Here is a 13565-nt window from a genome sequence, read left to right as displayed (position 1 = left end):
GCCGTCGCCGCCCCGCGGGCGGGCCCTGAAGGCGGCTCAGGGCAGGGATCACCGCCGAAGAGCCGCATTGCTCTGCGGCGGACTCTAGTGCCCGAATCCGCTGCGCAATAGCAATCGGAAGTGTGATCTGCAACCGACCTGGTCAAGTGACCAGGATGCTGGTCAGACGGTCAGACCGAGGTCCTGGGCCAGGATCGCCGCCTGCACCCGGTTGCGCAGCCGCAGCTTGGCCAGGATCCGGCTGACGTGGGTCTTCGTGGTCGCCTCCGCCATCTCCAGCCGGGCCGCGATCTCCCCGTTGGACATCCCGGCCCCGATGCAGGCCAGCACCTCCCGCTCGCGCCCGGTCAACTCCGCGACCGCGGCCCGGGCCTCCGGTCCGACCGGCCGGCCGGGGCGGGCGAAGGTCCCGATCAGCCGTCGGGTCACCGAGGGCGCCAGCATGCCGTCCCCGCGCGCCACCGTGCGGATGCCCTCGACCAGGGTGTCCGCCTCCAGGTCCTTGAGCAGGAACCCGGCCGCGCCGGCCCGCAGCGCCCCGTAGACGTACTCGTCCAGGTCGAAGGTGGTCAGCACCAGCACCTGGGCGGCCCCGGCGTCGACCACCTGCCGGGTCGCCGAGACGCCGTCCAGCCGGGGCATCTGCACGTCCATCAGCACCACGTCCGGCCGCAGCTCCAGCGCCAGCCGGACCGCCTCCTCCCCGTCCGCGGCCTGCCCGACCACCTCGAACCCGGGCTCGGCCCGCAGGATCATCACCAGTGCCGCCCGTACCGCCGCCTGGTCCTCTGCCACCAGCACCCGGATCGTCATTCCCGTCCCTCGCTCTCCCGGCCACGCGGCAGCACCGCGCGCACGCTCCAGTACCCGTCCCTCGGCCCGGCCTCGAAACTGCCGCCGAGCAGCCCGGCCCGCTCCGCCATCCCGACCAGCCCGGCCCGGGCGCCGGGCAGTCCCCGGCCCGGCTCGCCGCGGTACGGGCTGTCGACGGCGATCCGCAGCTCCTCGGCGCCGAACTCCAGCCGCAGCGCGACCAGTCCGGGCCCGGCGTGCTTGAGCGCGTTGGTCAGCGACTCCTGCACGATCCGGTACGCGGCCAGCCCGACCGGCACCGGGACGGCGCCGCGTTCGCCGTGCTCGGTCAGCTCGAAGTCCAGCCCGACGTCCTGACCGGCCGCCCGGGCCTTGGCCAGCAGCGCGTCCACCGCGGCCAGGTCGGGCGCCGCGTAGGACTCGTCGGCCTCACCCCCGCCGCTGTCCCGAAGCAGTCCGATCATGCGACGCATTTCGGCCAATCCCTGGACGCTGTTCTCCCGGATCACCGCCAGCACCTCGACCAGCGGATCGTCCGCCGGCAACTCCCGCCGCCGGGCCACCGATTGGGCACCGGTCGCGTGGATCGCGATCGCCGACAGGTGGTTGGCCACCACGTCGTGCAACTCCCGCGCCATCCGGGCCCGTTCGGCGCCGACCGCCTCGCGCCGGTCCATCTCCGAGAGCAGCGCGGTCTGTTCGGCCCGCAGTCGCTCGGTCTCCGCCTCCTGCCGGTGCTTGCGCATCACGTCCCCGGTCCACACCGGCGCCAGGAACAGCAGCGAGCTGATCACCACGATCAGCAGCCCGGCCGGGGTGCCGCCGTAGTACAGCGCGAAGCCGGAGAGCACCAGCACGGTCGCGCCGTTGGTGAAGTGCAGCACCTTCGACATCCGCGGGGTGCCGTAGATCACCGCCGCGTACAGCAGGTCGGTGTACATGATCAGCGTCGCCAGCAGGCTCCCGCTGACCAGGCACAGCGCGCAGGTCAGCCCGCCCACCGTCACCGTGAGCACCGGCCGGGTGCGCCGGAGCAGCTCCAGCCCGGCCATCACCACCAGGGTCAGCAGCACCAGCCAGAGCGGATTGTGCTCGGGCCGGTCGTACACCTTGAAGACGATCAGCACCGCGCCGCCGAGCAGCCCGCTCAGGGCGATCAGCCGGTCCAGCCGGTGCGGGGGGAGGGACGGGAGGGGCACACCCCCATCTCACCATCCCGCGCGCACCGCCCGGCTCGGGTCCACGGAGGACCCCGCTACATCGAAAGGTGCAGGCCGGGACGGCACCCCGCGACGACGACACCGGCGCGCCCGCGGACGAGGCTGGACACCGTGATCGTCTCCCTCATCGCCGCGGCCGAGGTCTCCTGGTGGATCGTGCTCGGCCTCGCCCTCTGCGCCCGCTACCTGCTGCGGTGGCGCCGGACCAGCACCGTGCTGCTGCTCGGCCTGCCGGTGGTGGACCTCGTCCTGTACGCACTCACCGTCGTCAACCTGCGCGGCGGCGCCGAGGCGGGCTGGATGCACGCGCTGGCCGCGAGCTACGCCGGCTTCTCGGTCGGCTACGGCCCCTCGCTGGTGGCCTGGGCCGACCGGCACTTCCAGCACCGCTTCGCCGGCGGTCCCAAGCCGCCGCCCTCCCCCAAGTACGGCCCGGAGCGGACCGCCTACGAGTGGCAGATCGCCAAGCGGACGGTCGTCTCGGCCGTGATCACCCTGGGGCTGATCAGCCTGCTCGTCCCGCTCTCCGCGGGCTCCGCCCACTTCGGCACCTTCGCCCAGTGGTACTGGAAGCTGGGCCTCGCCGCCGTGGTCAACGTGATCGTGGCCGGCTGCTACTCGATCTGGCCCAAGCAGCCGCCGGCCACCGACCGGCCGTAGGACCGACAGCTGCTAGCGGTTCTCCCCCGGCACCCAGAGCACGTCACCGCGCTCCTTGTTGGCCACCCGGGCCAGGATGAACAGCAGGTCGGACAGCCGGTTGAGGTACTTCGCGGTCAGCGGGTTGACGGTGTCCCCGTGCTCGGCGATCGCCGCCCAGGTCGAACGCTCGGCCCGCCGCACCACCGTGCAGGCCAGGTGCAGGTGGGCCGCGCCGGGGGTGCCGCCGGGCAGGATGAAGCTGCGCAGCTTCTCCACCTGCTCCAGGTAGTGGTCGCAGTCCCCCTCCAGCCGGTCGATGTAGGACTGCAGCACCCGCAGCGGCGGGTACTTCGGGTCCTCGACCACGGGCGTGGACAGGTCGGCGCCGACGTCGAACAGGTCGTTCTGGACCCGGACCAGCACCGCCGCCACGTCCTCGGCCAGCCCGCCGACCGCGAGCGCGACCCCGATCGCGGCGTTCGCCTCGTTGGCGTCGGCGTACGCCATCAGCCGGGGGTCGGTCTTGGTGGTCCGGCTCATGTCGCCGAGCGCGGTGGTGCCGTCGTCACCGGTGCGGGTGTAGATGCGCGTCAGATTGACCATGCCGCCACCCTAGCCGCCGACGTTAGGCGACGTTGACCCTCTGCCCGGGCGGGGCCGCCTCCAGCCAGGCCAGGAAGCCGGTGAGCGCGTCCTCGCTCATCGCCAGCTCCAGCGGTGCCCCGTTGTGCAGGCAGCGCAGCACCACCGAGCCGGAGAGCAGCGCCAGCTCCTCCTGGCCCTCCGGGTAGCGCCGGCCGAGCACCTCGATCTCCCGACGCGGCAGCACCCGGCGCGGGCGGGGGGCGTACGAGAAGACCCGGAACCACTCGATCGAGTCACCGCTGTACCTGCCGATACCGAAAACCCACCCCTTGCCGTCGGTCGGTGGGACCGGGGCGGAGGTGGGTTTGCCGTTCTCGTCGAGGTCGGGCTGCGTCGAGGCGTCCGCGGGCATTTTGAGCCGGTAACTGCAGTCGAACGTGCCGCCGACCCGCTGGATCAGGCGGCGGCGTACGGCGAAGGCCATCAGGCCGATCACTCCCAGCGCCACGACCGCCGCACACACCACAAGCGCGAGGACCATGCTCACCTACCTCCTCGCTACCCGCGTTCCCCGTTTACGGTCGTACCGGACGACCGCGCTGACCTACCAACTACGACGACAGTCCCGGGGTCACGCTCGCGCGTCCCCGGGACCGTCGGTCGACCCCGCCAAGGGGGTCAGGCACACTCAGGCGTGGACCTTGAGGCCGCGCGCCGCGAACAGCCGCACCTCGGCGCGCCGCTCGGCGTGCTCGTCCAGGTCCGACTTGGCCTTCTCCAGTGCGCGCTCGGCACGCGCGACGTCGATCTCGTCCGCCAGCTCGGCGATCTCCGCGAGCAGAGACAGCTTGTTGTCGGCGAAGGAGATGAAGCCGCCGTGCACCGCGGCGATCACGGTGCCGCCGTCCACCGTGCGGATGGTGACCGGACCGGTCTCCAGCACGCTCAGCACCGGGGTGTGGCCCGGCATGATGCCGGTGTCACCGGAGGCCGTACGGGCGACGACGATGGTGGCCGCACCGGACCACACCTTGCGGTCGGCTGCGACCAGCTCGACGTGCAGCTCAGCCAACGTGGGCTCCTAGGCTCATGCAACCCCCGATTACTCGGGAGTTTCGGTAAGAATAACGGCCCCGCGCCCCCGGCATGAAACCGGCGGCACGGATTTGACCGGAATCACAGCCGATGTGCCGTGAGGGGTGGACCCCAGGCTCGGGGGCCACCCCTCACGGTCACTCAGCTGCTACCGGCCGCGATTACTTCTTGGCCAGCTCGGCGGCGTTCTTCTCCAGGTCCTCGATGCCACCGCACATGAAGAAGGCCTGCTCCGGAACGGAGTCGTACTTCCCGTCGGCGATCGCGTTGAAGGCCTCGATGGTCTCCGACAGCGGCACGGTCGAACCCTCGATGCCGGTGAACTGCTTCGCCACGTAGGTGTTCTGCGAGAGGAAGCGCTCGATGCGGCGGGCACGGTGCACCGTGATCTTGTCCTCTTCGGACAGCTCGTCGATACCGAGGATCGCGATGATGTCCTGGAGGTCCTTGTACTTCTGCAGGATCCCCTTGATGCGGATCGCGCAGCTGTAGTGGTCGGCCGCAATGTACCGCGGGTCGAGGATGCGGGACGTGGAGTCCAGCGGGTCGACGGCCGGGTAGATGCCCTTCTCCGAGATCGGACGCGACAGAACGGTGGTCGCGTCCAGGTGGGCGAAGGTGGTGGCCGGGGCCGGGTCGGTCAGGTCGTCCGCGGGGACGTAGATCGCCTGCATCGAGGTGATCGAGTGACCGCGGGTCGAGGTGATGCGCTCCTGGAGGAGGCCCATCTCGTCGGCCAGGTTCGGCTGGTAGCCCACCGCGGAGGGCATGCGGCCGAGCAGGGTCGACACCTCGGAACCGGCCTGGGTGAACCGGAAGATGTTGTCGATGAAGAGCAGCACGTCCTGCTTCTGCACATCGCGGAAGTACTCCGCCATGGTCAGGGCGGACAGCGCCACGCGCAGACGGGTGCCCGGCGGCTCGTCCATCTGGCCGAAGACCAGCGCGGTCTTGTCCAGAACGTCGGAGTCGATCATCTCCTGGATGAGGTCGTTGCCCTCACGGGTGCGCTCGCCGACGCCGGCGAACACGGAGACGCCACCGAAGTTACGGGCGACGCGGTAGATCATCTCCTGGATCAGAACGGTCTTGCCGACACCGGCACCACCGAACAGACCGATCTTGCCACCGCGGACGTACGGGGTCATCAGGTCGATGACCTTGATGCCCGTCTCGAACATCTCGGTCTTGGACTCGAGGTCCGCGAAGTTCGGGGCCTTGCGGTGGATCGGCCACCGGACCTCGCACTGGGCCTCGAACTCCGCCGGGTCCACGTTCAGGACGTCGCCCAGAGCGTTGAAGACCTTGCCCTTGGTGATGTCGCCGACCGGGACGGAGATCGCCGCGCCGGTGTCGGTGACCTGCGAACCGCGGACCAGGCCGTCGGTCGGCTGCATCGAGATGCCGCGGATCAGGCCGTCGCCGAGGTGCTGGGCGACCTCCAGGGTCAGGGTCTTGCGGCCGGTGCCGTCGGGGCTGTCCACCTCGACGTGCAGGGCGTTGTACATGTCCGGAATCGCGTCGACGGGGAACTCCACGTCGACGACCGGGCCGATGACCCGCGCGACGCGGCCCGTCGCCGTGGTCGGCTCAACAGTGGTGGTCATTCTCATTCGCTCCCGCGGCTCGCGTCAGCGAGCGCGTTGGCGCCACCGACGATCTCGCTGATTTCCTGGGTGATCTCGGCCTGACGGGCCGAGTTGGCAAGCCGCGTGAGCGACTTGATGAGCTCGCCGGCATTGTCCGTCGCGCTCTTCATCGCGCGGCGGCGGGCGGCGTGCTCGGAAGCGGCCGACTGCAGCAGCGCGTTGTAGATCCGGCTCTCGACGTACCGCGGCAGCAGCGCGTCGAGGACGCCCTCCGCCGACGGCTCGAAGTCGTACAGCGGGAAGATCTCGCCCTTGGCCTTCGACTCCGCCTCGGCCTGGACCTCGTCCAGCTTCAGCGGCAGCAGCCGGGCCTCGACCGCGTTCTGCGTCAGCATGGACACGAACTGGGTCGAGATCAGGTGGAGCTCGTCCACGCCGCCGGTCTCGGCCGTGAAGGCCTCGATCAGCTCGACGGCCACCGTCTTCGCGTCGCCGTAGGTCGGCTTGTCCGAGAAGCCCGTCCACGCGTTGGCCACATCGAGGTTGCGGAAGGTGTAGTACGAGACACCCTTCCGGCCGACGATGTAGGTCACCACTTCCTTGCCCTCGGCCCGCAGGCGCGCGGAGAGCGCCAGCGAGGCCTTGATGGCGTTGGTCGAGTAACCGCCGGCCAGACCGCGGTCCGCCGTCACCAGCAGGATCGCGGCGCGGGTGGCGCTCGGGTTCTCGGTGGTGAGCGGGTGCTTGGCGTTGGACCGGGTGGCCACCGCCGTCACCGCCCGGGTGAGCTCATCGGCGTACGGAGTGGAGGCCGCCACCGCGCGCTGCGCCTTCACGATGCGCGCCGCGGAGATCATCTCCATCGCCTTGGTGATCTTCTTCGTCGCGGTGACAGAGCGGATCCGGCGCTTGTAGACCCGAAGCTGTGCTCCCATGGGTCGTTACGTCCTTTCCCTCGCTACCGGACTCAGGCCTGCTCGGAGAGCAGCTTGCCGTCAGCGGTCTGGTAACCCTGCTTGAAGGCGTCGATCGCGCTGGCCAGCGCGTCGACGGTGCCCTCCTCCAGCAGACCGGTCTCGACGATGCCGGCCAGCAGGTCCTTGTGCTGCAGGCGCAGGTGGTCGAGGAACTCGCGCTCGAAGCGGCGGACCTCGGCGACCGGGACGTCGTCCAGACGGCCGGTGGTGCCGGCCCAGATGGAGACGACCTGCTCCTCGACCGGGTACGGCTGGTACTGGCCCTGCTTCAGCAGCTCGACCATGCGGGCACCGCGGTCCAGCTGGGCCTTGGAGGCGGCGTCCAGGTCGGAACCGAAGGCGGCGAAGGCCTCCAGCTCACGGTACTGGGCCAGGTCCAGGCGCAGACGGCCGGCGACCGAGCGCATGGCCTTGATCTGGGCGGAGCCACCGACGCGGGAGACCGAGATGCCGACGTTCACGGCCGGGCGGATGCCGGCGTTGAACAGGTCGGACTCCAGGAAGCACTGGCCGTCGGTGATGGAGATGACGTTGGTCGGGATGTACGCCGAGACGTCGTTGGCCTTGGTCTCGATGATCGGCAGACCGGTCATCGAGCCGCCGCCCAGGGCGTCGGACAGCTTGGCGCAACGCTCCAGCAGGCGCGAGTGCAGGTAGAAGACGTCGCCCGGGTAGGCCTCGCGCCCCGGCGGGCGGCGCAGCAGCAGGGAGACGGAGCGGTAGGCCTCGGCCTGCTTCGACAGGTCGTCGAAGATGATCAGGACGTGCTTGCCGGCGTACATCCAGTGCTGGCCGATGGCCGAACCGGTGTACGGGGCGAGGTACTTGAAGCCGGCCGGGTCGGAAGCCGGAGCCGCCACGATGGTGGTGTACTCCAGCGCGCCGGCCTCCTCCAGGGCGCCGCGGACGGACGCGATGGTGGAGCCCTTCTGGCCGACGGCGACGTAGATGCAGCGGACCTGCTTCTCCGGGTCGCCCGAGCGCCAGTTGTCACGCTGGTTGATGATCGTGTCGACGGCCACCGCGGTCTTGCCGGTCTGGCGGTCACCGATGATCAGCTGACGCTGACCGCGACCGATCGGGGTCATCGCGTCGATGGCCTTGATACCGGTCTGCAGCGGCTGCTTGACCTCCTTGCGGGCCATGACGCCGGGGGCCTGCAGCTCCAGAGCGCGGCGGGCCTCGCCGACGATCTCGCCCAGACCGTCGATCGGGTTGCCCAGCGGGTCGACGACACGGCCCATGAAGCCGTCGCCGACCGGGACCGAGAGGACCTCGCCCGTGCGGCGCACGGTCTGGCCCTCCTCGATACCGCCGAACTCACCGAGGACGACGACACCGATCTCGCGGGTGTCGAGGTTCAGCGCGAGGCCGAGCGTGCCGTCCTCGAACTTCAGCAGCTCGTTCGCCATGACCGAGGGCAGACCCTCGACATGCGCGATGCCGTCCGCCGCGTCAGTGACCGTGCCGACCTCTTCCACAGAGGCGGCGTCCGGCTGGTACGACTGGACAAAGTCGGCCAGCGCGTCCCGGATCTCCTCCGGACGGATCGTAAGCTCCGCCATCAGGCTTCCCTGCTCTCCTAGTTTGCGATCCTCGGCCCGCCATTGAGGGCCGCAAGTACTCGACTCTCGGCCGGGTCGTATGAACCGGCCGTACGTTTTGCCGACTCCTTGGGGAGCCGGTTCCCCGACCGAGGGTCGGATGTGCTGCTTGGGTTGCTCAGCCTTCGAGCGACTGGCGAGCGCCTTCGAGGCGGCTCGACACGGTGCCGTCGATGATCTCGTCGCCGATCTGCACCCGGACACCGCCGACGACCTCGGGGTCGATGTCGATGTTCAGGTGGACCTGGCGGCCGTACATCCGCCCCAGAGCGCCGGACAGGCGCTCCTTCTGGGCGTCCGACAGCGGAACCGCGCTGGTGACCAGGGCCACCACGCGCCCGCGGCGCGCGGCGGCGAGCTTCGAGTAGGACTCCAGGCCCTGCTCCAGGCTACGACCACGCGGCACGTTGACGAGGGTGGTGACCAGCCGGACGGTGCCGGCGTTGGCGCGACCGCCGAGCAGCTTGTTGATCAGCTCGGCCTTCGCGGCGGCACCGGCCTTCGGCTCGGTCAGCGCGGCGCGCAGCTCGTGCGAGCCGCTCACCACCCGGCCGAAGCGGAACAGCTCGTCCTCGACGTCGTCCAGGACACCGGCCTTGTCGGCGGCGATGACCTCGGCGTACGCGGCGAGCTGCTCGGTCGCGTCCACCAGGTCGCGCCCACCGGACCAGCGGGAGCGGACCAGGCCGGCGACCAGGTCGACGGCCGCGCCGGAGACCTGACCGGTCAGCAGCTGGGTGACCAGCTGGGCCTTGTCCTGGCCCGACCGGGACGGGTCGGTCAGGACGCGGCGCAGCGACACCTCACGGTCCAGAACGGCCGTGACCGCGGTGAGCTCCTCGGCGAGCTTGGCCGCGTCCACCGAGGTGGAGTCGGTCAGGCTCTCCAGGTTCTGCCGACCGGCGGCAAGGGCCTCACGGCTGGCGCCGATCACTTGGCCGCACCCTGAGCAACGGTGGCCTTGGCCTCCAGCTCGGTCAGGAAGCGGTCGATCACGCCGCTCTGCCGGGCGTTGTCCTCCAGGGACTCGCCCACGATGCGGGACGCCAGCTGGGTGGCCAGCGAGCCCACGTCCTGACGCAGGGCGGCAGTGGCCTGCTTCTTGTCGGCCTCGATCTGCGCGTGGCCGGCGGCGACGATGGCCTCGCGCTGACGCTGGCCCTCCTCGCGCATCTCGGCGAGCTGGGCGGCACCCTGCTCGCGAGCCTGCTCGACGATGCGGGCAGCCTCGTGACGCGCCTCGGCGAGCTCGGCGCGGTACTGCTCAAGCAGGGCCTGGGCCTCGACCTGAGCGGCCTCGGCGCGCTCCATGCCGCCCTCGATGGCGTCCCGACGCTCCGACAGCACCTTCTCGATGCTGGGGAGGAGCTTCTTGCCGAGCAGACCGAAGACGATGAAGAAGCAGAGCAGGCCGATGATGATCTCGGGCCACGCGGGCAGCAGGGGGTTCATCTTCTCCCCCTCCTCCGCGAGGTTAGCCGCGAAATTCATATCTGGACCTTCCTCGAAAGGGTCTAGCGGCGGGGGAATTACTTGCCGGCGCCGAAGACGAACGGCATGACGATGCCGATGAGGGCGAGCGCCTCGGTCAGCGCGAAGCCGATGAACATGTTGGAACGGATCAGACCGGCAGCCTCGGGCTGACGGGCCATGGCCTGGACACCGTTACCGAAGATGAGACCAACACCGATGCCGGGGCCGATCGCGGCGAGGCCGTAACCGATCGAGGCGACGGAACCGTAGACCTCAGCGAGCTGCTGCATTTCAGCTTGTCCTTTGCGGGGTGGTGGACCGGTGGTGGTTGGCCACCGGGCGTTCGGGAGGGGTGGCAGCCGGGGCTGCGAGGCTCAGTGCGCTTCTTCCAGGGCACCGGCGATGTAGCTGCTGGCCAGCATCACGAAGATGTAGGCCTGCAGGAACTGGACCAGCAGCTCGAAGGCGGTCAGGCCCACGGCGACCACGAAGGAGGCCGAGCCGTACAGCGCGCCCAGGGTCGGGCTGAGCAGGTACCAGGAGGCGATGGAGAACATCACGATCAGCAGGTGGCCGGCGAACATGTTCGCGAAGGCTCGGACCGCGAGCGTGAAGGGGCGCACGAAGATGTTGGAGAAGAACTCGATCGGCACCAGGATGAACATGACCCAGCCGGGGATGCCCGACGGCCAGCAGAGGTTCTTCAGACCGCCGACGAAGCCGTGCTTCTTGAAGGTCAGCGTCATGTAGGTGATCCACACGACCGCGGCCAGGCCCGCGGGGAAGGCGATCGACGCCGTCACCGGGAACTGCGCGAACGGGATGATCGACATGATGTTCATCAACCAGACGAAGAAGAACATCGAGACCAGCATCGGGACGTACTTCTCGCCCTTCTTGCCGATCGTCTCCATCACGATGGAGCGCTTGACGAAGTCGTAGCCGATCTCGCCGACCAGCTGCAGCTTGCCGGGGACCAGGCGCGGCTTGGCGAAGGCGGCCCAGAAGAACACGACGACCAGCAGCGCGACGATGATCGACAGCAGCATCGGCTTGTTGAAGTCGATGCCGCCGACCGAGAAGATCGGCTTGAACTGGAACTCGTTCAGACCCGGGGCCGGGAAGCCGCAGCCAGCGTCCCCGAAGTGGCAACTGCCTGAGGCGAGGGACGTGAGTTCAGCACTCACCACGGACTCCTTCGTCGTGACGCATGGTTACGGCAACCTCGGTGTGTCGGCGTGGCCTGCGACCACGGAGCGGCACTGGAACTTGATGGATTTCTCGCCGACCCCGCGCGACGGCGCTCTGCGCGACTGCGGGATCATCGAAGACTGCGCGGGTCCGGGGGGCGATCCGTCCACTCTCAGGACAGACCTGGCCGCTTCCCGTACTCCGTTGTTGCGACGGACGATAGCAGCCCGTCAGTGCGACATAAACACCGCCCCCCTCGTTGGGGGGACAGCCAGGCCTCGTCACTGTTGACGACCCTTGTCGGAGGGCTTGTCACCCTTGCTTTCCGAGGCGTCGGGGTCGACGTAGAAGGTCTTGGCCTTGAGCGCACCGCGCACCTGGAAGCCGGTGAAGACCAGCACGCAGCCGATCAGGGTGAAGGCGAAGGCCTGCCGGTGGAACAGCTCGGTGTTCTTGAACACCGCCAGCACCACGCCGACCAGCAGGATCTGAGTGGTGTACACCAGCAGCGCCGCGGCCATCATGATCTGCGGGTTCGACCTGGTCAGCCGGTCGAGCGCGAGATGGCCGAAGCTGAAGAAGGCCACCACGAGCAGCGCGCCGAAGAAGGCGCCGAGCAGGCCCTTCCCACCGGCGACGGCGAAGGAGATCGCCATGGCGATGATCCCGGCGACCGCAGTGGGAATCGCGGCGCCTCGGAGGACCCGGGCGTCGGTGGACGGCATGTCGGCAGCTCCGGCGGCATGTCGATGTGGCGGGGGACGGGCACTGATGGTGGCGGGGTGACACCGGACCGAGTGGCCGCCGCCGGGCCGCTCGCGAGCGAGTCGGGCCCGTCGAAGGAGACCGACCAGGGACGGAAGTCCTCCACCTGTCAGGTCTTTCGGCGTGTTCTCGGTACTCGTGAACGGTATCACAAACTATTTGATGAGAGCTTTACCATGAATGTGTGGCTCCTGTCACACCGACGGCGCAACGGTTCCGCCGTACGGGTGAGCCCATTTGACGGATCGTCAACTCCGCTGTCAACGGCGACCGGTGGCCTTGTCGTGACCGGAGGCCGCCGAGGACCCCCGGCTGGCTTCACCCAGAAGTTGCTTGTCCTTCGCCGACAGTTCGGCCATCGGGGCCGCGACGGACCGCCGCCGGTACCGCGGCGGGACGAAGGACTGCACCGCCCGGGGGGCGCGCGGCCGGAACCGCGGGGTGAGCAGCACCACCAGGCCGACCAGGCAGAGCCCGGCGAGGGTCAGCACCACCGCGCGGCCGGTGTTGGTCACCGAGAAGGCGACCGTCCCGAAGGCGATCAGCGCGGCCCAGAAGTACATGATCAGTACGGCCCGGCTGTGCGAGTGCCCGACCTGGAGCAGCCGGTGGTGCAGGTGGCGCTTGTCGGCGGCGAACGGGGACTGGCCGGCCCAGGTGCGGCGCACCACGGCGAGCAGCAGGTCCGCCAGCGGCAGCGCGATGACCGTCAGCGGCAGCAGCAGCGGGATGTAGATCGGCACCAGGGTGTGCACGGTGGCGGTCTGCGAACCGGTCTCACTGTTGATCAGGTCGGGGTCGACCCGGCCGGTGATCGAGATCGCGGCGACGGCCAGCATCAGGCCCAGCATCATCGAGCCGGAGTCGCCCATGAAGATCCGGGCGGGGTGCATGTTGTGCGCCAGGAAGCCCATGCACATGCCGATCAGCAGCACGCTGAACAGCACCGCGGGGGCCGCGTCGGTGATCGCGTAGCCGTACCAGAGCCGGTAGCTGTACAGGAAGAACGCCATCGCGGCGATGCAGACCATGCCGCCCGCCAGACCGTCCAGGCCGTCGATGAAGTTCACCGCGTTGACCATGACGACGACCAGGGTGACCGAGATGACCATGCCCTGGGTCGGGCTCACCGCGACCGGTCCGACGCCGGGCACCGGGAGGGTGATCACCGTGACGCCCTGCCAGACCATCACACCGGCGGCGATCATCTGGCCGCCGAGCTTCACCAGGGCGTCCACGCCCCACTTGTCGTCCAACACCCCGAGCAGGAACATGATCCCGGCGCCGGACAGCAGCGCGCGGATGTCACTGCCGCCGTTGAACACCTTGCTCAGGTTGTCCAGCTGCGAGGCGACCAGGATGCCCGCGCACAGTCCGCCGAACATCGCGATGCCGCCGAGCCGCGGAGTGGGCTCGCGGTGCACGTCACGGGCGCGGACCGGGGGCATCGCGCCGGCCGCGATGGCGAACTTCCGCACCGGGCCGGTCAGCAGATAGGTGACGGCGGCGGTGCAGAACAGCACCAGCAGATACTCACGCACCACCGGCCTCCTGCATCACTGTCGAACGGGGAGGTACCGAAGGTACTCCCCTGCCTTCCCGGGGTTCGAG

At 69.3% G+C, this 13565-nt stretch carries 15 protein-coding genes; 1 reads left to right on the top strand and 14 read right to left on the bottom strand.

The window, feature by feature from the left end:
* Positions 1-162: 162 nt before the first annotated feature.
* Together ACIP4P_RS20985 and ACIP4P_RS20980 are read right to left on the bottom strand one after the other, a co-directional pair.
* A complete protein-coding gene (locus tag ACIP4P_RS20985; RefSeq protein ID WP_400920503.1) occupies positions 163-813 on the bottom strand; it encodes a response regulator in 651 nt (216 codons plus the stop codon).
* Positions 810-2012, bottom strand: coding sequence for a sensor histidine kinase (locus tag ACIP4P_RS20980; RefSeq protein WP_400920501.1), 1203 nt, complete (start codon positions 2010-2012; stop codon positions 810-812). Before ACIP4P_RS20980 ends, ACIP4P_RS20985 begins: the two co-directional genes overlap by 4 nt.
* 132 nt (positions 2013-2144) lie before the next feature.
* Here ACIP4P_RS20980 and ACIP4P_RS20975 point away from each other — a divergent pair, with 132 nt between their 5' ends.
* Complete coding sequence (locus tag ACIP4P_RS20975; protein WP_400920499.1) at positions 2145-2693, top strand: hypothetical protein; 549 nt, start codon at positions 2145-2147, stop codon at positions 2691-2693.
* Positions 2694-2705: 12 nt separating this feature from the next.
* On the opposite strand, the gene ACIP4P_RS20970 is transcribed toward ACIP4P_RS20975, so the two are convergent.
* The 12 genes from ACIP4P_RS20970 to ACIP4P_RS20915 form a co-directional block, all read right to left on the bottom strand.
* Positions 2706-3278 (bottom strand): cob(I)yrinic acid a,c-diamide adenosyltransferase, encoded by a 573-nt coding sequence (locus ACIP4P_RS20970; protein WP_350512006.1) that lies wholly within the window; start codon positions 3276-3278, stop codon positions 2706-2708.
* Positions 3279-3300: 22 nt separating this feature from the next.
* A complete protein-coding gene (locus ACIP4P_RS20965) occupies positions 3301-3801 on the bottom strand; it encodes a DUF2550 domain-containing protein (RefSeq protein ID WP_188302971.1) in 501 nt (166 codons plus the stop codon).
* Between the two features lie 147 nt (positions 3802-3948).
* Positions 3949-4332 (bottom strand): F0F1 ATP synthase subunit epsilon, encoded by a 384-nt coding sequence (locus ACIP4P_RS20960; protein WP_316526266.1) that lies wholly within the window; start codon positions 4330-4332, stop codon positions 3949-3951.
* 184 nt (positions 4333-4516) lie between these two features.
* The gene (gene atpD, locus ACIP4P_RS20955) at positions 4517-5962 is read right to left on the bottom strand and encodes a F0F1 ATP synthase subunit beta (protein ID WP_400920495.1); all 1446 of its coding nucleotides are present in this window, start codon (positions 5960-5962) and stop codon (positions 4517-4519) included.
* A gap of 2 nt (positions 5963-5964) precedes the next feature.
* Positions 5965-6879, bottom strand: coding sequence for a F0F1 ATP synthase subunit gamma (locus tag ACIP4P_RS20950; RefSeq protein ID WP_400920493.1), 915 nt, complete (start codon positions 6877-6879; stop codon positions 5965-5967).
* Positions 6880-6911: 32 nt separating this feature from the next.
* Entirely contained in the window at positions 6912-8486 is a 1575-nt protein-coding gene (gene atpA, locus ACIP4P_RS20945; RefSeq protein WP_400920491.1) for a F0F1 ATP synthase subunit alpha, read from the bottom strand.
* A 157-nt stretch (positions 8487-8643) separates the two neighbouring features.
* On the bottom strand, positions 8644-9459 hold the full coding sequence (locus ACIP4P_RS20940) for a F0F1 ATP synthase subunit delta (RefSeq protein ID WP_400920489.1): 816 nt from the start codon (positions 9457-9459) through the stop codon (positions 8644-8646).
* Positions 9456-10016: a F0F1 ATP synthase subunit B gene (locus ACIP4P_RS20935; protein WP_400920487.1), complete on the bottom strand. Its 561-nt coding sequence runs from the start codon at positions 10014-10016 to the stop codon at positions 9456-9458. Before ACIP4P_RS20935 ends, ACIP4P_RS20940 begins: the two co-directional genes overlap by 4 nt.
* Positions 10017-10054: 38 nt before the next feature.
* On the bottom strand, positions 10055-10288 hold the full coding sequence (gene atpE, locus ACIP4P_RS20930; protein ID WP_350511999.1) for an ATP synthase F0 subunit C: 234 nt from the start codon (positions 10286-10288) through the stop codon (positions 10055-10057).
* Between the two features lie 84 nt (positions 10289-10372).
* Positions 10373-11185, bottom strand: a complete 813-nt coding sequence (atpB, locus tag ACIP4P_RS20925) for a F0F1 ATP synthase subunit A (protein ID WP_400920484.1) — start codon at positions 11183-11185, stop codon at positions 10373-10375.
* A 285-nt stretch (positions 11186-11470) separates the two neighbouring features.
* Entirely contained in the window at positions 11471-11914 is a 444-nt protein-coding gene (locus ACIP4P_RS20920; RefSeq protein ID WP_400920482.1) for a hypothetical protein, read from the bottom strand.
* A 300-nt stretch (positions 11915-12214) separates the two neighbouring features.
* Positions 12215-13495: an MraY family glycosyltransferase gene (locus ACIP4P_RS20915; RefSeq protein WP_400920480.1), complete on the bottom strand. Its 1281-nt coding sequence runs from the start codon at positions 13493-13495 to the stop codon at positions 12215-12217.
* Positions 13496-13565: the final 70 nt, after the last annotated feature.

The organism is Kitasatospora sp. NPDC089509, from assembly GCF_044749365.1.
Taxonomy (GTDB): domain Bacteria; phylum Actinomycetota; class Actinomycetes; order Streptomycetales; family Streptomycetaceae; genus Kitasatospora.
Note: the sequence above shows the minus strand (reverse complement) of the source record. Positions and strands in the feature narration are given on the sequence as shown.

Coding starts and splice junctions, on each gene's coding strand:
- ACIP4P_RS20985 (WP_400920503.1), bottom strand. CDS start 813: ATGACGATCCGGGTGCTGGTGGCAGAGGACCAGGCGGCGGTACGGGCG.
- ACIP4P_RS20970 (WP_350512006.1), bottom strand. CDS start 3,278: ATGGTCAATCTGACGCGCATCTACACCCGCACCGGTGACGACGGCACC.
- ACIP4P_RS20965 (WP_188302971.1), bottom strand. CDS start 3,801: ATGGTCCTCGCGCTTGTGGTGTGTGCGGCGGTCGTGGCGCTGGGAGTG.
- atpD (WP_400920495.1), bottom strand. CDS start 5,962: ATGACCACCACTGTTGAGCCGACCACGGCGACGGGCCGCGTCGCGCGG.
- ACIP4P_RS20950 (WP_400920493.1), bottom strand. CDS start 6,879: ATGGGAGCACAGCTTCGGGTCTACAAGCGCCGGATCCGCTCTGTCACC.
- atpA (WP_400920491.1), bottom strand. CDS start 8,486: ATGGCGGAGCTTACGATCCGTCCGGAGGAGATCCGGGACGCGCTGGCC.
- ACIP4P_RS20935 (WP_400920487.1), bottom strand. CDS start 10,016: ATGAATTTCGCGGCTAACCTCGCGGAGGAGGGGGAGAAGATGAACCCC.
- atpE (WP_350511999.1), bottom strand. CDS start 10,288: ATGCAGCAGCTCGCTGAGGTCTACGGTTCCGTCGCCTCGATCGGTTAC.
- ACIP4P_RS20920 (WP_400920482.1), bottom strand. CDS start 11,914: ATGCCGTCCACCGACGCCCGGGTCCTCCGAGGCGCCGCGATTCCCACT.